Annotated in this window: 16 protein-coding genes; 11 read left to right on the top strand and 5 right to left on the bottom strand. The window is 62.9% G+C overall.

All coding sequences use genetic code 11. The annotated features are described in order from the left end of the window. Positions 1-144 precede the first annotated feature (144 nt). Positions 145-1,011 carry a LysR substrate-binding domain-containing protein gene (locus B0G69_RS20365; RefSeq protein ID WP_121320468.1) on the bottom strand — a complete coding sequence of 289 codons (867 nt, stop codon included), beginning with the start codon at positions 1,009-1,011 and terminating at the stop codon, positions 145-147. Between the two features lie 128 nt (positions 1,012-1,139). Between B0G69_RS20365 and B0G69_RS20360 the strand changes: the two genes are divergently transcribed. From B0G69_RS20360 to B0G69_RS20335, 6 genes are all read left to right on the top strand, one after another. Beyond that, positions 1,140-2,162, top strand: coding sequence for an ABC transporter ATP-binding protein (locus B0G69_RS20360; protein ID WP_121320466.1), 1,023 nt, complete (start codon positions 1,140-1,142; stop codon positions 2,160-2,162). After that, positions 2,159-3,292: an oligopeptide/dipeptide ABC transporter ATP-binding protein gene (locus B0G69_RS20355; RefSeq protein ID WP_121320464.1), complete on the top strand. Its 1,134-nt coding sequence runs from the start codon at positions 2,159-2,161 to the stop codon at positions 3,290-3,292. The genes B0G69_RS20360 and B0G69_RS20355 overlap by 4 nt, the downstream gene beginning before the upstream one ends. A gap of 102 nt (positions 3,293-3,394) precedes the next feature. Then, complete coding sequence (locus B0G69_RS20350) at positions 3,395-4,897, top strand: ABC transporter substrate-binding protein (RefSeq protein ID WP_121320462.1); 1,503 nt, start codon at positions 3,395-3,397, stop codon at positions 4,895-4,897. A gap of 6 nt (positions 4,898-4,903) precedes the next feature. Continuing rightward, positions 4,904-5,848 (top strand): ABC transporter permease, encoded by a 945-nt coding sequence (locus B0G69_RS20345; protein ID WP_121320460.1) that lies wholly within the window; start codon positions 4,904-4,906, stop codon positions 5,846-5,848. Then, entirely contained in the window at positions 5,848-6,744 is an 897-nt protein-coding gene (locus tag B0G69_RS20340) for an ABC transporter permease (protein WP_121320457.1), read from the top strand. The genes B0G69_RS20345 and B0G69_RS20340 overlap by 1 nt, the downstream gene beginning before the upstream one ends. Positions 6,745-6,806: 62 nt before the next feature. Continuing rightward, positions 6,807-8,444, top strand: coding sequence for a gamma-glutamyltransferase family protein (locus tag B0G69_RS20335; protein WP_121320455.1), 1,638 nt, complete (start codon positions 6,807-6,809; stop codon positions 8,442-8,444). A gap of 715 nt (positions 8,445-9,159) precedes the next feature. Here the strand turns inward: B0G69_RS20335 and B0G69_RS41945 are convergent. The 4 genes from B0G69_RS41945 to B0G69_RS20315 all read right to left on the bottom strand — a co-directional run bounded on the left by B0G69_RS41945 (position 9,160) and on the right by B0G69_RS20315 (position 13,629). Next, on the bottom strand, positions 9,160-9,876 hold the full coding sequence (locus B0G69_RS41945; protein WP_241991405.1) for a hypothetical protein: 717 nt from the start codon (positions 9,874-9,876) through the stop codon (positions 9,160-9,162). Beyond that, positions 9,861-10,865 (bottom strand): serine hydrolase domain-containing protein, encoded by a 1,005-nt coding sequence (locus B0G69_RS41940; protein ID WP_241991404.1) that lies wholly within the window; start codon positions 10,863-10,865, stop codon positions 9,861-9,863. Before B0G69_RS41940 ends, B0G69_RS41945 begins: the two co-directional genes overlap by 16 nt. A gap of 719 nt (positions 10,866-11,584) precedes the next feature. Further along, positions 11,585-12,493 (bottom strand): alpha/beta hydrolase, encoded by a 909-nt coding sequence (locus B0G69_RS20320; protein ID WP_121320453.1) that lies wholly within the window; start codon positions 12,491-12,493, stop codon positions 11,585-11,587. Positions 12,494-12,768: 275 nt separating this feature from the next. Next, entirely contained in the window at positions 12,769-13,629 is an 861-nt protein-coding gene (locus tag B0G69_RS20315; protein ID WP_121320451.1) for a methyltransferase domain-containing protein, read from the bottom strand. A 72-nt stretch (positions 13,630-13,701) separates the two neighbouring features. Here B0G69_RS20315 and B0G69_RS20310 point away from each other — a divergent pair, with 72 nt between their 5' ends. The 5 genes from B0G69_RS20310 (at position 13,702) to B0G69_RS20290 (ending at position 17,103) form a co-directional block, all read left to right on the top strand. After that, positions 13,702-14,139, top strand: coding sequence for a helix-turn-helix domain-containing protein (locus tag B0G69_RS20310; protein ID WP_121320449.1), 438 nt, complete (start codon positions 13,702-13,704; stop codon positions 14,137-14,139). Positions 14,140-14,613: 474 nt separating this feature from the next. Continuing rightward, positions 14,614-15,426 (top strand): GntR family transcriptional regulator, encoded by an 813-nt coding sequence (locus B0G69_RS20305; RefSeq protein WP_241991403.1) that lies wholly within the window; start codon positions 14,614-14,616, stop codon positions 15,424-15,426. Positions 15,427-15,524: 98 nt separating this feature from the next. Beyond that, positions 15,525-15,791, top strand: coding sequence for a hypothetical protein (locus B0G69_RS20300; protein ID WP_147440743.1), 267 nt, complete (start codon positions 15,525-15,527; stop codon positions 15,789-15,791). Then, complete coding sequence (locus B0G69_RS20295; RefSeq protein WP_121320443.1) at positions 15,788-16,558, top strand: cupin domain-containing protein; 771 nt, start codon at positions 15,788-15,790, stop codon at positions 16,556-16,558. Before B0G69_RS20300 ends, B0G69_RS20295 begins: the two co-directional genes overlap by 4 nt. Further along, positions 16,555-17,103 carry a 2,4'-dihydroxyacetophenone dioxygenase family protein gene (locus B0G69_RS20290; RefSeq protein ID WP_121320441.1) on the top strand — a complete coding sequence of 183 codons (549 nt, stop codon included), beginning with the start codon at positions 16,555-16,557 and terminating at the stop codon, positions 17,101-17,103. Before B0G69_RS20295 ends, B0G69_RS20290 begins: the two co-directional genes overlap by 4 nt. Positions 17,104-17,112 lie beyond the last annotated feature (9 nt).

Here is a 17,112-nt window from a genome sequence, read left to right as displayed (position 1 = left end):
TATCCTCGTCGAGATCGCGTCAGCAATGCGTTCACGCAATCGTCAGGTTGGCGGTTCGCCTAATTTGTCGCTGGGCGTAATCGTTAATACCCGAAGCTTCGGGCATTGATAAATCCCGGCCGACCCGCTAGAAGGGTCACGCGCTCAGTCGCTATGCAGCGCATCGATAATCGCCTGCGTGATGCCGGGCCGGTCATACGACGCGCGCTGGATCATGCCGACCGTGCGCAACACCGGCGGATCCGAAATCGACAGCACGCGTAGTAACGGATCATTTTGCCAGTTGCCGCGATGCAGAAGCGGCAGCACCGTGACCCCGACATTTTCGCGCACCAGCGCGACGATCGTCTCGATCGAGTTGAGTTCGAGGTATTCGTTGACCGTCACGCCGGCTGTCTGCAGTGCATGCTCGACGACGCGCCCGGTACGCACCCGCCGGTCGAAGCGCAGAAAGGGGTGAATGCGCAGGATCCGCTGCGGATCGTGGTCGCCGATTTCGCGGCTAACCACCAGCATCAACGGCTCCGTGTATAGCGTCGTCCACTTCAGCGTGTCGGGCAGCGTCGTGTCGGCATGCGCGACGATCGCCGCGATATCGACCTCACCCGCCTCCACCATCCGCGCCAGTTCGTCGGAGCGCGACGACAGCAGCCGCACATCCAGTTGCGGATGCGCGGCCTTCAAATGCGCGACGACCAGCGACAGCGCGCCGATCACCGACACCATCGCGCCGATGGTCACCGGCCCGACCATCGAATCCGCCGGCGTCGCCTCGAGTTCGGCCAGCAGGTCGAAAATCTGCTCGACTTTCGGCCAGATCTCTTGTCCGTGGCGGCTCAGCGCGATCTGCCGACCGCTGCGGTCGAACAGCTGCCGGCCCAGCGCCTGTTCGAGCCCGCGCATCTGCAAGCTGACCGCCGCCTGGGTCAGCGCGACGCTCCCGGCCGCTGCCGCGAATGATCCGGTCCGCGCGACGGCTCGAAAGGTTCTTAACATGCGGAGGGTCGGCATCGCTCATTCTCAAGGAAAAATTAAGTATCGATAAGAAATATTAATATTTTCCATTGTGACGCGCATCACATACTTGCCGCCAGCACAGCCTTGAACAGGACTAGCAGCGCGATATGGAGTTTCCCAGCATGACCGATGCCGCCCGCCGACCAGTTCTGGAGGTCCGCGGCTTTTCGTTGAAGTTCTCGCGCGCCGCCGAGGTGCCGAACCTCGTCCACGACGTGTCGTTCTCAGTCGGCACTGGCGAGACGCTATGCATCGTCGGTGAATCCGGCTGCGGCAAGAGTGTGACGTCGCTCGCACTGATGGGGCTGCTCGCGAGTCCGCCTGCGCAACGCGTCGCCGGCACCGCGCACTTCGAAGGCAAGGACCTGTTCGCGCTGTCCGAGCGCGAACAGGCCGACATTCGTGGCAACCGGCTGTCGATGATCTTTCAGGAGCCGATGACGTCGCTGAACCCGGCGTTCACGGTCGGCGAGCAGATCGGCGAAAGCATCCGGCGGCATCGCGATGTCGAGCGCGGGCAGGCGCGCGAGCAGGCGCTCGAGATGCTGCGGCTGGTGCGGATCCCGGCCCCGGAAACCCGGCTCGATGCGTACCCGCATCAGCTTTCCGGCGGCATGCGCCAACGCGTGATGATCGCGATGGCGCTCGCGAACAGCCCGCGCCTGTTGATCGCCGACGAGCCGACGACCGCGCTCGACGTGACGATCCAGGCGCAGGTGCTGGCGCTCGTGAAGAATCTGCAAGCCGAGACCGGCACTGCGATGGTGTTGATCACGCACGACCTCGGCGTCGTCGCGGAAGTCGCCGACCACGTGGCGGTGATGTACGCGGGACGCATCGTCGAATACGGTACCGTGGCCGATCTGTTCGACGACCCGCAGCATCCTTACACGATCGGCCTGATGGGTGCGATTCCGTCGGTCGGCAAGCGCGAAGGCGCGCTCGCGACGATCCGCGGTTCAGTGCCGTCGCCCGAGTTGATGCCGCACGGCTGCCGCTTCGCGCCGCGCTGCCCGTTCGCCGAGCAACGCTGCATCGACGCCGCGCCGCCCGACAGGGTGATCGCCGGCGCGCATCGCGTCGCATGCTGGCTCGCTCCGGTCGAACAGATCGCCGCGCCGCTATTGCGCAAGGAAATTGCATGACGACGCCCACTAAACCGACGCCGCACGCACACCCGGCCTCGAATTCGCCGACGCCGATCATCGAGGCGCGCTCGCTGACAAAGCATTTTGGCGGTACGCGGCAGCTCTTTACGCGCACGCCAACCGTCTATGCAGTCAACGACGTGTCGTTCGCGGTCCAACCCGGCGAGACGTTCGCGATCGTCGGCGAATCTGGCTGTGGCAAGTCCACGCTGGGCCGCCTGCTGCTGCGTTTGATCGACTCGACAGACGGCCGCGTCTTCTATCAAGGCAAGGACATCACGCATCAGCAAGGCGCGCCGCTGCGGCGGCTGCGCCGCGAAATGCAGATCATCTTTCAGGATCCGTTCGCGTCGCTGAATCCGGGCATGACCATCGGCCAGATCGTCGGCGAGCCGATCGCACTGCACGGGCTCGCGCGCAACAACGCCGAGCACCGCGAGCGCGTCGCCCAACTGCTGCGCACGGTCGGCCTGCAACCGGCCTACGCGGACCGTTACCCGCACGAATTCTCCGGCGGCCAGCGACAACGGATTGGCATCGCGCGCGCATTGGCCGGTGAGCCGAAGCTGATCGTCGGCGACGAGCCGGTGTCGGCGCTCGACGTCTCGGTGCAGGCGCAGGTGATCAATCTTCTCGAGACACTGAAACAGGACCTCGGCCTCACGCTGATCATGGTTGCGCATGACCTCGCGGTGATCCGCCATATGAGCGACCGCGTCGCCGTGATGTATCTCGGCGAGATCGTCGAACTGGCCGATGTCGATGCACTGTTCGACGCGCCGCTGCATCCGTACACGCAAGCACTGCTGCGCGCGATTCCGGCGAGTAGCCCGCACGAGCGGCGTGCGAAGCCTGCGTTGTCCGGCGATCTGCCGAGTCCGACCGCGCCGCCTTCCGGTTGCCGTTTCCATACGCGCTGTCCGCATGCGAAGCCGTACTGCGCGCAAGCGCGGCCAACCAGGGAACGACTCGAGGACGGACGGCAGGTCGCGTGCCACTTCTGGCGCGAGATCCAGAACGCCGGCGCAGGCGCGCCGCTGGCCACGAGCGTCAGCCCGAAATTGATCGAGCGGCTCGCGATCTACCGCAACCGCCAAACGACGCTGGCCGCGGCCGGTGGCGACTGAGCCGTTGGTCGAGATGAAATTCGGGTGAAGAATTGAGCCGCGCGCCGCGCCGCTGCCCCTTCACCAAACCATTTTATGAATTGGAAACAAAGGGAAGTCCTCATGCGAAGAATGTTGATTGCCGCAGCGCTCGCACTCAGCGCCAGCGCCGCGATGGCCCAGACCAGCCAGACGATACGGATCGGCTTGCAGGACGACATCGGTTCGCTCGACCCCGCCCGCAGCGTGCAGCTCGTCGACCGGATCGTGTTTGCGTCGATGTGCAACGCGCTGGTTGATATCACGCCCGACCAGAAGATCGTCCCGATGCTGGCAACGTCGTGGACGACGAGCGCCGACGGCAAGACGCTGACGTTCAAGCTGCGTCAAGGGGTGAAGTTCCAGGACGACGAGCCGTTCAACGCGGCCGCCGTCAAGGCAAACCTCGACCGCGACCGCACGCTACAGACGAGCAACCGCAAGAGCGAACTTGCGTCGGTCGATCACGTCGACGTAATCGACGACTACACGGTTGCAATCGTGTTGAAGCAGCCGGACGCCGCGCTGCTCGCGACGCTGACCGACCGCGCCGGCATGATGCTCGCGCCGAAGACGTTCGCCGATCCGGCCGGCGTTGCCGCGCATCCGGTGTGTTCGGGTCCGTACAAGTTCGTTCAGCGCGTGCAGAACGATCGCGTCGTGCTCGAGAAATTCCCTGGCTACTGGGACGCCGACAAATACCCGATCCAGCGCGTGGTCTTCCTACCGATTCCGGACAGCACCGTGCGCCTCGCCAATCTGCGCTCGGGTTCGCTCGACATGCTTGAGCGCCTCGCGCCGTCCGATGTCGCGTCGGTCAAGAGCGACACAAACTACAAGTTCGCGCCGGTCAGCGGCTTCGGCTACTACTACGTTACGTTCAACATCGGCAACGGCAAGCGCAGCAACGCGGTGCTGAGAGACAAGCGCGTGCGGCAGGCATTCGAACTCGCGATCGACCGTGACGCGATCAACCAGGTGATCGGCGCGGGCATCTTCGCGCCGGCGAATCAGGCGGTGCCGAAGTCGAGCCCGTACTACAACGCGTCGCTGCCGTTGTCGCATCGCGACATCGCGAAGGCGAAGGCGCTGCTGAAGGCGGCGGGCCACGAGCACGTCGACATCGAGTTCACTTACCCGAACAACACGGTGTCGAGCCAGATCGTGCAGATGATGCAGGCGATGGTCAGCGAAGCTGGCTTCAACCTGAAGCTGCGGCCGACCGACTACGCGACCGAACTCAATGCCGCCCACAGCGGCGACTTCGAGGCGATGTACCTCGGCTGGTCGGGCCGTGTCGATCCGGACGGCAACCTGCATCAGTTCAACACGTGCGCCGGCAACCTCAATTACGCGCATTACTGCAATCCCGAAGTCGACCGGTTGCTCAACGCCGCGCGCGTGAAACTGACCACCGCGGACCGCAAAACGGAGTACGACGCGGCGTCGAAGCTGCTCGCCGACGACGATCCGATCATCTATGTCTATAACCAGCCGTGGCCGTTCGAGCTCTCGAAGAAGGTGCAAGGTTTCACGCCCTATCCCGACGGCCTGATCCGCCTGCGCGGCGTCAGTATCAAGGGCTGACCCATCATGCTGCAGATCATTGCAAATCGCGTGCTGGTCGCGATTCCGACGCTGATTCTCGTGTCGATGCTGATTTTTGGGCTGCAGAAGCTGCTGCCTGGCGATCCGGTGACGGCGATGGCAGGGGAAGAACAGGATCCGCAGTTGATCGCGTCGCTGCGCGTCAAGTACCACCTCGACGAGCCGGTGCCGGCCCAGTACGCGCTGTGGGTCCGCGACGTCGTGCATGGCGATCTCGGCGCGTCGCTGCGCACCGACGTGCCGGTGATGTCGCTGATCGCGCAGAAGCTGCCGGTCACACTGCAGCTCGCGGCGATGGCGATGATCTTCGCGATCGGTATCGGTATTCCCGCGGGCGTCATCTCCGCTGCAAGCCGCGGCGGCGCGCTCGATTACGGAGCGAACGTCTTCGCGCTGTCCGGCATGTCGATCCCGAACTTCTGGCTCGGGATCATGCTGATTTTCCTCGTGTCGGTGCGCTGGCATCTGCTGCCGTCGTCCGGCTACGTGTCGCCGACCGAAGACTTCTGGCTCAGTATCAAGACCATGCTGATGCCCGCGTTTGTGCTCGGCGCCTCGCTCGGCGCGCAATTGATGCGCCACACGCGCAGCGCGATGCTGAGCGTGCTGCGCACCGACTATATTCGAACCGCGCGTGCCAAAGGGCTGCTGCGCGGCACCGTCGTCGTCAAGCACGCTTTTCGCAACGCGCTGGTGCCGATTGTCACCGTGCTCGCGCTGCTGTTCGGCGAACTGCTCGCGGGTGCGGTGCTGACAGAGCAGGTTTTCACGATCCCCGGCTTCGGCAAGCTCATCGTGGATGCTGTATTCAATCGCGACTACGCGGTCGTGCAGGGTGTCGTGCTAGTCACCGCGGTGTGCTTTATCGTCGTGAACCTGTGCGCCGACGTGTTGTACGTCCTCCTCAATCCCCGACTGAGACGCAGCTGATGGCCACTCCCGCCGCCCCCCTTCACGCATCGGCCGCTGCGTCGCAGACGACCGTACTGCCGCGCCGCAAGCGCCGCGGAATCGTGAAATTCATGCGCAATCGCGCCGCCGTGTTTGGCGCGGCGCTCGTGCTGCTCATCGTTTTCATGGCGGTATTCGCGCCGTGGCTGTCACATTACGACCCAGTGCAGGCCAGCTTCATGAGCGTGCGGCAGGCGCCTTCGGCCGCGCACTGGTTCGGCACCGACGAACTCGGCCGCGATGTGCTGAGCCGTCTGCTGTGGGGCGCGCGTGCGTCGCTGCTGGCGGGCGTCGTGTCGGTCTGCATCGCAGTCGTGATCGGCGTGCCGCTCGGCTTGCTGGCCGGCTATTTCGGCAAGCTCGTCGACGGCGTGATCTCGCGAATCGCCGACGCGTTGCTGTCGATTCCGTTCCTGATCCTCGCCATCGCGCTCGCCGCATTCCTCGGACCGAGCCTGACCAACGCGATGGCCGCGATCGGCATCTCCGCGATGCCGCGCTTTGTCCGGCTGACGCGCGGCCAGGCGATCACCGTGAAGGCCGAGGAATACGTCGAAGGCGCGCGGGCAATCGGCCTTGGCCACGCACGGATCATCGTGCGGTACATCCTGCCGAACGTGCTGGCGCCGATCATCGTGCAGGCAAGCCTGACGATCGCGACCGCGATCATCGCCGAAGCGAGCCTCTCGTTCCTCGGGCTCGGCCAGCTGCCGCCGTCGCCGTCGTGGGGTTCGATGCTCAACACCGCGAAGGATTTTGTCAGCCAGGCGCCGTGGATGTCGATTTTCCCGGGCATCGCGATCTTCCTGGCCGTGCTCGGTTTCAACCTGCTCGGCGACGGTCTGCGTGATGCGCTCGATCCGCGCGAGTCGTAACCGGATTCCATCACCGCTTCAATCGGCCGACTGCCCTCTCATCACTTTCGTTTGAGTTTTTAATGACACGTTTCAATTGGCTAAACCCGTATCCAACGCCCCGGTTGCCTGTATTCGCGCGCAACATCGTTTCGACTTCGCATCCGCTCGCCGCACAAGCCGGGCTGCGCATGCTGTGGAAAGGCGGCAATGCCGTCGATGCGGCGATCGCGGCGGCCGCCGCCATCACGGTGGTCGAGCCGGTGTCGTGCGGCCTTGGCGGCGACGCGTTCGCGCTGGTGTGGGACGGCAAGAAGCTGCATGGCCTGAACGCGTCGGGCGTCTCGCCGGCGGCGTGGAACGTCGATTACTTCAAGCATAAGTACGGTGAGGAAAACGGTCTCGCGAAGCAGCCGAAGCGCGGCTGGGATGCGGTGACGGTGCCCGGCGTGATCGCGGGCTGGGAAGCGCTGCATCAGAAGTTCGGCACGCTGCCGTTCGCCGACCTGATGGAGCCGGCCATCGAAATCGCCGAGCGCGGCCATGCGGTGGCGAGCATCGTCGCCTACAAGTGGGCGGCGGCCGTGCCGGAACTGAAGGACCTCCCGGGCTTCGCGCAAACCTTCATGCCGCGCGGCCGCGCGCCTGAAGTGAGCGAGCTGGTGCACTTCCCCGGCCACGCGAAGACACTGCGCAAGCTCGCCGAGCTTGGCCCGCGCGCGTACTACGAAGGCGAGATCGCCGAGCGGATCGCGGCCTTCGCGCGCGAAGGCGGCGCGGCGCTCACGCTCGACGACCTGCGCAACTACCGCGCGGACTGGGTCGAGCCGATCGGCAAGGACTATCGCGGCTACACCGTGCATGAGATTCCGCCGAACGGCCAAGGCATCGCGGCGCTGATCGCGTTGGGCATCCTCGAAAAATTCGACGTGAAGTCGCTGGCAGTCGACAACGTCGAGTCGCAGCACTTGCAGATCGAAGCGATGAAGCTGGCGTTCGCCGATGTCTACCGCTACGTGGCCGATCCGCGTTCGATGGAAGTCACGCCCGAGCAGATGCTCGACGACGCGTACCTCACGTCGCGCGCGAAGCTGATCGACCACAAGCGCGCGACGCAGTTCGACTTCGGCATGCCGAAGGCCGGCGGCACGATCTACATGTCGGTGGCCGACGAGCGCGGCATGATGGTCAGCTTCATCCAGTCGAACTACATGGGCTTCGGCTCGGGCATCGTGGTGCCGGACAGCGGCATTGCGATGCAGAACCGCGGCTGCGGCTTCTCGATGGACCCGAAGTCGCCGAACGTCGTGGAAGGCGGCAAGCGCCCGTTCCACACGATCATCCCGTCGTTCCTCACGCGGCAGGTGAACGGCCAGCAGGAAGCGGTGATGAGCTTCGGCGTGATGGGCGGCGACATGCAGCCGCAAGGCCATCTGCAATCCATCGTGCGGATGCTCGATTACGGTCAGCAACCGCAGGCCGCGTGCGACGCGCCGCGCTGGAAGGTCAACCGCGACTTCACGATCGACATCGAATCCACGCTCGATCCGAAGACCACCGAGGCGTTGCAGAAGCTGGGCCACACGATCAAGTCGGTCGACGATCCGTACATGGACTTCGGTTCGGGCCAGTACATCTGGAAGCTCGACCGCAACGATCCGGAGCGCGGCTACGTGGCGGCAAGCGACAGCCGCCGCGACGGATTGGCTGCCGGGTTCTGATTCGGCAGCCGTGCCGTACAACGTGCATGGGCCTCGCAGGTGGCGACCCGCCGCTTGCGAGGCTCGGCCGCCACTCATGCGCTTGGTGAAGCGCTTCACGGCACGTGAGTCTATCTGTCCCCAAGCAACTTCCTTGGAAGGCGGACCGTGCGATTGATCGGCTACCGTGTCTGTCAATCTGTCCGGCCTGTCGGTCGCGGACCTCGACTTTCATACTCAGGCCGGTTTGGCATGAGTGGTTCAGACGGAAGCACGTCGTTTCAACGATTTGGTCGCGCTAGGGTTTTGATCATCGCGACAAGCACTGTCGCCACGACAAGGAAATTGGACTTGTGGTGATCACGATGGTCGTCATCGTCTGTTCCTCCCTTCAGATATGCCGCAATTGCGGCGGCCACGACCGGCTGACAGCATGGGTCACGATTGCACAGAAGGTCCACGGTCCAAGCCGCGAGACCAACGGTGAGCATCAATCGTTAAACAACCGGATTTAGGTTGGATCTGGTGCAAATAAAGGCGATCAAAAGAAAAGCCGCTGCTTTGCCGTTGCACTATCAAGTTGAGAGAACTGCCTTCCAGATGGGGGACATAGTGAGATCTTTGAGGCGCAGACTCGCGAGATCGAATTGTCCTTTGCGAATCCGATGCGCCAACTCGAATCAAGCCGTCGACCTTCAACTCGCGCACCGCGCGATGCGACCCTGCGTCGCTACTGTCAGATCCGCGCGTTAATCGAACTGCCGATCGTCAACGTCGTCGCACTGGTCGACGCGAAACGGATCTCGTAAAGGTCGCGTCCAAAATTGCCCGGCACTTTGATCGACATGCCGCCGAGCGTATCGCTCACCGGCACGATCAGTTGATAGCGAAGATCTTCATTGCCGTACAGCACGTAGCCCGGAAGCTCGGCAAGTGTCGCGAAAAACGCCGGCGGATTGCCAAGAACGGCAATCGGCACGGCGCTCGGCGAATCGTTGGTCAATGTCCATTGTGTGCCGACGCGTTGCTGCCACGCGCTGTCGAGCGCCGCCAGCGGGGCGAGTTGCTGACCGACCGGCAGCGTCAGATACGCATAGCCCGCGCCCGGCACGACCCGCTTCATCAGATAGCGAAAGTTGAACGCATTTCCTTCACTGTCGTTGCCCGACACGATTGCGAAGCGATACGACGCCGTATCGGTATCGCTCCACCACCAGCCGTCGCTGCGGTATCGGTAGCCGCCGATCTGCGCCCAGCCTCCCGTATCGGCGTCCCACTGGTTGATCTGCAGGCTACCGTCCGCGTTGGCAAGCACCTGATACGGCGAATCGGAATTGCCGTAGATCCCCGCGCCGCTCGCAATGCCCGGCCCCGATGCGACCGGCGGCGCTGTGGTACCGAGCTTCGCTGGCAGCGACGAAATCGTGCCGTCTTCCTTCAATGCCGACAGCACCAGCGTTTCGGCAATCGCGCGGGCGTGTAGCCCGTATTGCGGGTCACCAGCAGCGCGAACTGCGAGTTGGGCACAACGAAAAATTCGGTCGAGTAGAACGCAGTGCCGCCGTCCTTTTCCCAGCCTAGCACGCCTGCGGCGTTGAGCGCCGGCTGTACCACAGTGTCCCAACCGAGACCCCAGCGCCATTCGGGCGACGGGTTGATCGTCAGGCTTTTTGTCTGATCCGTACCCATCTGCGCGATGCCAGCTGCAGACACGATGCGCTGTCCCCGGAACACCCCACCGCCGTAGATCATCTGCGCGAGATTCATCATGTCGGTGGGCGTGGAACTCAGTCCTCCGGTCGCGTACGCATTGACGAATTCCTGATGCTGCGTGCCGTTCACGTACGGCAGCGAGAACGATCCGCTGGACGGCACGCTCGTCAGGTAGCTGGAGTGGGTCATCTTCAGCGGCGCGAGAATCGCCGACTGGACGAAATCAGCGAAGCTCTGACCCGTCATGGCGAGCACGATCTGCTCGACCATCGTGAAGCCATCGTTGCAATAGACGGCCAACTCACCGGGCAGATGCTTCAGATGCGAGTTGGCGAGTTCGGCTTGGGTGTCGGCGGCGTAGCCGGCGACCGGTTCAAACGTAAAGAGATTGCGCCCATTCGTGCCGGGCAGACCGGACGCATGTGACAGCAGATGACGCGTGGTGATCCGCGCGTATTCCGGCGACAGCATCGTGAAGGTCGGCAGGTATTTGACGATCGGTGTGTCGAGCGTGATCAGCCCACGATCCACGAGGATCGTCGCCGCCAGCGCGGGAAACAACTTACTGACCGAGCCGATGTTAAAGCGCGTCTGCGGCGTTGCCTTGGTCTGCCCCGGTACCGACGCCAGGCCGAACGCCTGCTGCCAGACCACCGTATTGCCCTTGACCATCGCGACCGAGATCGCCGCGACGGGTTTCGACGGATCGGTGACGGCCTGCTGGATCATCTGTTGACCGAGCGCGATGGTCTGGTCATAAGGCGTCGAATGGATGTCGTCGTTCCCGCAACCGGCAGCACCGCCGCGAGCATCCCGGCGCCGGTGTAGCCAAGAAACTGCCGCCGGCCTACGCTGAAAAAAACCTCGTGATTGCGATTGCACCTGGCCACGGCATTCCCCTTCTTATAGTTCCTGGGACCTGCAAGAAGCGCTCTTCTTTAAATTCGGCGCCGCCAACGCCGCAGCACAATCTTCGTAATTTCGACGCAGTGAGCAGCGTTTTCGCGTTCCCAGTTGAGCCACTGTGCCCCAAATCATAGCCGTGCGGTGTAGCGCTAGTAGCGACGTGTCGAAATGCTACGAAGCTTTGGCTCAACAGTGCGCCCTAATGGCTGCCAGGCATGTACCCGGCGCAGCTCCCGAATTCGTCTGAAACAACGCGTCGTCTGGGTCTCAATGGAGTATCGGAACGCTGACGCCGAAAGAGCGTTGGCAGCCCCTAAGTGGGCCAGTTCTAAGTGTCACCATGTCAGATTTCTTGCAAACAGCTGCTATGCTCCGAGCAAGCGCCTCCCAAACAACCGGTCAGTTCGGCAAGGGGATGATGCTTTCGGCAGACCTGTGAATCATGCGATCGGCTCGGTACCACCCACAGCGGTCTCTCACCGTTACCAAAAACGGACATTCGAGTAGTGAGCGCCGCGGGCGTACGCAGCCTTAAGTGCCGCTTAGCCTGCGGTGAGGAATCGGTTTATTTCAGCAGCCAGTGCCCTTGGCTCTTCCAACATCATCATATGGCTGCATTCACGTACAGACAGCGAAAACTGGCTGGAATACTGCAAAGCGTCAGTTTGGCGCTGAACTCCAAGGAAGTATGCTTTAAGCATTTCTTTATGCCACTCGGGGAGTTGGGCCGGCAGGCTGAGCCGATTTGCGCGAAGGATCAACGTTGGGACGTTTATCGAGCGGATCAGGTCGAAAAAGCTATCGTCATGGAGAAATGCTCCATACAAAGCGCGAATTCCCTGAATCGCCCGCATGTCCGTATGGAGCGAGTGACTTTGGTTGCCAAGTGGTTTCAGCGCTCGCCTAACAATCTCTGAACTATCGGCCGGCGAAAGGCCGTAGGCCTCGATTAAGTTTTCTTCGAGCTTAGCTACTGCCTTGTCGGTCAAGTTCGGCTGCGGCCGCACCCATTCAGCTCGCACTCTTTCTTGAGAGGCCGCCGCTTCTTCGGGAGAAAGGCCGACATACTCGGTGGCGAGTAGCGCAAACCCGTCCAAATCGATTACGTGGCTAACACCGCCATACTTCGACGCGTAAAGGAATGCCAAGACTCCTCCGAGCGAATGGCCGGCGATCGAAATATTGGTGGTCGAATAGCTCTGAAGCACGGCCCTTATGTCTTTCAAAACAAGATCGACGCTCCAATCTCCCGACTCCGATAGTCCGTGGCCGCGCAAGTCCAACGCGATGACATGTCGAATTGATGTCAACAAATGCGCCATTGGAATCCAATCAGCGGCCGATCGCCCCGCTCCGTGTAGCAGAAGCATGACAGGCCCGATTCCGCCATGATCCTGCACCGCGAGTCTTACAGGACCGGACTGGATGAACGCCTCAAGTTGTGATGTCATCGCTCACTGTTGATACGCAATGACCGATTGTTACAACATTATATTGAGTTGTCCATTGGCCGTTTGTGGCCCGGGCCCTGCCGGTAGAGGACAACGAGCAGAATTCGACCCACTGCGATCGCCGCACCGCAAAGCCTCCGTTCAGCGGCTCTTCGATATAGCGGTCATTGATCCCTCGGAGTCGGATGGGCAACTAGCATTGGCCCCGGCGGATATTCCCGACCGGAAGCGCGGACACCCGATATTCCACGGCCTCAGCCCCCTGGCTGCCTCCTTTAGCGCGAGTGACGCAGGCCGGCTCGCGCGCTGACCAACCAGCAGGCAGCCGTGAAGCGAACTTCAGTTCCGTGCACATAGGGATCAAAGGCGGTGCGGACAGTTTCTATGATTTGCTTGCGCGTCCCCTCGTCCGCATCGTGAAGGATCAGACCGACGGGACCGAGCCGGGTGAGATAACCGATCAGTTCCGTTTCCGGCATGATGCAGCCAACATCGACCGAACGAATGTCGATCTCGGCCCAACCGCTATCTTCCAGGATCGAGGTGACCCTACTTCGTTTTGCGAAGGAGAACTGTCCCGGCGCATCCGGCTTGCGGACGGGAAGGTTTGGCAACAGCGGTGCCGCGACGCGCTCGGCCGTCGTCATGAACGGATTTTCAGCGGCACTCCGCCAGGCGATGAACCGGAGTTCGGCGTCGTCCCTCGCGGCGCGCCTCAGGTTCGCGAACGCCTGGACCGGGTTATCGAAGAACATCACGCCGAAGCGCGACATGATCCTGTCGAAGCTCTGCGGATCGAAGGCATAAGTCTGCGCGTCCGCGCGGATGAAGCTTGCGGTCGATCCCTCCCGTTCGGCGCGCGCATGGGCGGTGGCGAGCATCGGAGTCGAAACATCGACGCCGATACAATGGCCTTTCACGCCGAGCCGCCGCGCCAATGCCAGCGTCGTGCTGCCGGTGCCGCAGCCAACGTCGAGCACGCAGTGCCCGCCGTCACCGCCCATCATCTCGACGAGCAGGTCTTCAAAAGGTTTGAACATCCGGTCGAGCACCTCCTGCTCGGCGACCCAGGCACGTCCGGCGCTGCCATTCCACAGCGCCGTCTGCTCGTTTTCGGTCTGGTGTTTGAGAGTCATGGTTGTCGTCCTTAGCTAGCTCCCGGAGCGGAAGCTAAACTATGCTAGTTCAAGTCGACTTGAGGTCAAGAGGTGATCAAGCTAGACATAGCCGAGGTGGCGCAGCAGTCCGGCGTTCCCGCATCCACGCTGCGGTTCTACGAGGAAAAGGGGCTAATTGCCTCTACCGGCAGGCGCGGATTGCGCCGCCTGTTCGATTCTGGCGTACTGGAACGGCTGGCGCTGATCGCGCTGGGGCGCGCCGCAGGCTTCTCGCTCGATGAGATTGCGCTGATGTTCGCGCCCGAGGGGCCACCGCGCATCGATCGGCAGATGCTCGCGGCCAAGGCTGCGGAACTGGACAGCACGATCCGCAGACTGAGCGCCATGCGCGACGGACTGCGGCACGCCGCTGCCTGCCCCGCATCGAGCCACATGGAATGCCCCACCTTTCGTCGCATCCTGCGTGCTGCCGGGTCGGGCGCAATCGGCGTGCAAAGGAAGAAGGCTCCGAAGCGAGGACGGAACTAGTTTCTGGCGTTCGACCGGGCGCGGTCGCGACACTCTGGCCGGGAAAGCCGCGAGATCTGATACAACCAAGGTCGACTCCTGCCCGGCCCAGTTGGCAGAAATCGACCCTCTTCAGCCGTTGACGCTTGTGCCCACTGAAGGGCCGCTTCCAAGGTGGAACGGTCGTCCATATCAGCCCGTCAAGCAAGGGAATATACACACTTGCCGTTTGCGCGCTGGGCCAGTCACCAATGCACTCTGGACTCACATCAGAACGGACGCAATGAATGACCGTCTCCTTCGATCAAGAAACGAGCACTATGGATGCCATGGACCAGCCCACGACTTTGCGTCAGTGAACGTCCAGCACGACTGCAAGCGGCATCACGTGGTTTGCATGAGCCGCAAGGGACGTTGTTTGGGTGTGCCAGAAACGCGAGGGGCTGCTCGCCTATCGCTGACATATAATTCGAATGTTGGTTAATTAGGATTTATATGATGGCGGATGAGCGACCCGTTGGGACCGAGCGGCCGGAACTGCCAGCCGAGCGCGGCGTTGCGCAATATCACCGGCTGGCGTCCCTGCTGCGGCACCGAATTGCGAAGGGCGAGTACCCGCTCGGCACGCAGCTGCCGCCGATCACGCAACTCGCGGACGACCTGGGCGTCGCCGTCATCACCGTCCGGCAAGCATACGAGCTGCTTTCCAAGGAAGGGCTAATCCGCAGCCAGCGGGGCGTGGGGACCCACGTTGCAGCGCTGCCCGCCACCACGGGCGACCTCGAACAGGTGATCAACAACCCCTTCGCCGCGCCGCAGGCGCTTGCCTTCGAGATACTCGAAGTCGGGCGCCGCACCCTGATGCCGCAGGAGTTGCTCGGGCCGGATGACCGGCCGGCTGGCGAATACGTGTGCGTCCGCAAACTGCACACCTATTCCGGCGAGCCGTTCTGCTACGCCGAAATCTATGTGCCCGCGCCGGTTTTCGAATCGCTGCCCAAGGACATCGTCATGAAGCGGAAGCTGCTCGCCGCGGTGCTCGACAAACTGGGCGCGCGCTGCAAACGCTTGCGGCAACGCGTGACCGTGATGCCCGCGGATTTTCCTCTGTGCGATATGCTGAAGATCCCGTTTGCCTCGCCCGTCGCGAAGATGTCGCGACGTCTGGTTGACGGCAAAGGCAACGTGCTGTACGCCGGTGCGACCTGGTATCGGGGCGACCGCTACGTCTCCGAGATCGACCTCCCCGCGTCCGCCCTGAAAACCGTGCCGGGGATCACCGAGCCCCAGCGGCGGGCTGTCGGGTAAGCCCGCACTTGACGCCACTTTACGCACGCCTAAACTACTAACATTAGTCATTTAAGTTTAACTCCTCGAAGTTGAGTCCTCACTGGAGTTCAATGCGTATGTGGAACCTTCTCTTCCTCCCGGCTACCCCCGTCCTTGAGTCGCAAGCGATGGCGGCGGCCCCTTATCCGGCCCAGCCCATCAAGATGATCATTCGCTTTCCGGTGGGAAGCGGAACGGACGCCGGGGCGCGCGTGCTCGACCAATCGCTGCCCGCCAGCAAGGGCCGGCCCGTCATCGTGGAAAACCATCCCAATGCCTCCGGCTTCATGGCGGCGCAGGCCGCCGCCCCGGCGGTCAAGATCGCATGGAGCCAGCCCGAATGAAGCCCGTACCTACCGTGGTCAGGGCGGCCGATCTTGCCGCCTACGCGCCGGCGAACCATACCGGCACCTCTAACGTGCGCGTGATCGGCCGCGAGACTGTCGGCGCGACGGCGCTCGAAGTGCTGGTCGGCACGATCGTGAAATCGCACGGCGCGCGGGCGCACGCGCACCCCCACCTGGAGCAATGCGCCTACATGATCGAGGGAACCGGCGAGTCGGGGGCGGCGGGCAGCGTGGAAGCGATGGCGCCCGGGACCTGGGCCTACGTGCCGGCCGGCGTATTCCATTCGTTTCGCGTGACCAGCGACCAGCCCGGGCGTGTGCTGGTCGTCTATACGCCGCCGTATGGCGAGAACCCGGCGCACACGATCACGGAACCCGACGACGCTGCCGCCGCGCCCGCTCACGGCAAGGTGCGCGTGCTTGCCGCCGGCGACGCCGCCACCGGCACGGTTCCCCTCATCGACCGCGAGACCGCTGGCGCGCGCTGGGTCGACATTGCGGCGCTGCGCATGCCTGCCGGCAGCCCATCGGTCTGCACCGCGGAGCCTGACGTCGAGCAGGTTCTCTACGTCGAAGACGGACGGATCGACGCACGTGTCGACGGGCAGGACTTCGGTCTCGCCTCGGGCGACTTCCTGTTTCTTCCGCGCGGGGTCGCCGCCTCCCTGCGCTGTTTGCCGGAGCAGCCTGCGTCCGGCTTCCTTATCAGGGGGCGGCTTCCATCCACTGCTTTAAATCCAGTAACAACGGGAGACAATTCATGAACGCAAGAATGCTCGCGCAGCCCACCACGTCCACCGGCGCCCCGCTGCCGCTGCCCGCCCTGCCACAGGACAAGCTCCTGACCGTCAACATCGAGCAGATCCCGCTGATCAGGGATGTCTTTCCGGGCATCCACATCAAGCCGCTGCGCCTTGACCTGGAGCGCGGCGAGTGGGTCTTCATGGCCATCCTGGAACCCGGTTGCTCGCTGCCGATTCACTACCACACCGGTACGGCGCAGGTGTGGACGATCCAGGGCTGCTGGGCGTATCGCGAGTACCCCGAGCAGCGGCAGACGGCAGGCTCCTACCTGTACGAGCCCGCCGGCTCGGTGCACACCTTCTACACCCCCGAGGACAACACCGAGGACACCATCACCATCGCCTGGATCGAAGGCGCGCAAGTGAGCTTCAACGAGGACGGCACGTTCCACTCGCTCAATGACGCGGTCTCGATCCGATACGCGATCGAGGCCCTCGCCGCAGCGCGCGACATCGGACCGGTGCCCTACATCCGCGGCAACGGCGCCGACGTAGCCGGTTCCTGACCGGAAAAA

Origin of the sequence: Paraburkholderia sp. RAU2J, assembly GCF_003634845.1 — a bacterium.
GTDB classification, from domain to species: Bacteria; Pseudomonadota; Gammaproteobacteria; order Burkholderiales; family Burkholderiaceae; genus Paraburkholderia; species Paraburkholderia fynbosensis.
This window is presented reverse-complemented; position numbering and strand designations above follow the sequence as displayed.

Bases quoted from the DNA above. Each gene is read 5' to 3' on its own strand.
- B0G69_RS20360 (WP_121320466.1), top strand. From the start codon at position 1,140: ATGACCGATGCCGCCCGCCGACCAGTTCTGGAGGTCCGCGGCTTTTCG.
- B0G69_RS20335 (WP_121320455.1), top strand. From the start codon at position 6,807: ATGACACGTTTCAATTGGCTAAACCCGTATCCAACGCCCCGGTTGCCT.
- B0G69_RS20300 (WP_147440743.1), top strand. From the start codon at position 15,525: ATGTGGAACCTTCTCTTCCTCCCGGCTACCCCCGTCCTTGAGTCGCAA.
- B0G69_RS20290 (WP_121320441.1), top strand. From the start codon at position 16,555: ATGAACGCAAGAATGCTCGCGCAGCCCACCACGTCCACCGGCGCCCCG.
- B0G69_RS20305 (WP_241991403.1), top strand. From the start codon at position 14,614: ATGATGGCGGATGAGCGACCCGTTGGGACCGAGCGGCCGGAACTGCCA.
- B0G69_RS20315 (WP_121320451.1), bottom strand. From the start codon at position 13,629: ATGACTCTCAAACACCAGACCGAAAACGAGCAGACGGCGCTGTGGAAT.
- B0G69_RS20340 (WP_121320457.1), top strand. From the start codon at position 5,848: ATGGCCACTCCCGCCGCCCCCCTTCACGCATCGGCCGCTGCGTCGCAG.
- B0G69_RS41940 (WP_241991404.1), bottom strand. From the start codon at position 10,865: ATGATCCAGCAGGCCGTCACCGATCCGTCGAAACCCGTCGCGGCGATC.
- B0G69_RS20320 (WP_121320453.1), bottom strand. From the start codon at position 12,493: ATGACATCACAACTTGAGGCGTTCATCCAGTCCGGTCCTGTAAGACTC.
- B0G69_RS20350 (WP_121320462.1), top strand. From the start codon at position 3,395: ATGCGAAGAATGTTGATTGCCGCAGCGCTCGCACTCAGCGCCAGCGCC.
- B0G69_RS20355 (WP_121320464.1), top strand. From the start codon at position 2,159: ATGACGACGCCCACTAAACCGACGCCGCACGCACACCCGGCCTCGAAT.
- B0G69_RS20295 (WP_121320443.1), top strand. From the start codon at position 15,788: ATGAAGCCCGTACCTACCGTGGTCAGGGCGGCCGATCTTGCCGCCTAC.
- B0G69_RS20345 (WP_121320460.1), top strand. From the start codon at position 4,904: ATGCTGCAGATCATTGCAAATCGCGTGCTGGTCGCGATTCCGACGCTG.
- B0G69_RS20365 (WP_121320468.1), bottom strand. From the start codon at position 1,011: ATGCCGACCCTCCGCATGTTAAGAACCTTTCGAGCCGTCGCGCGGACC.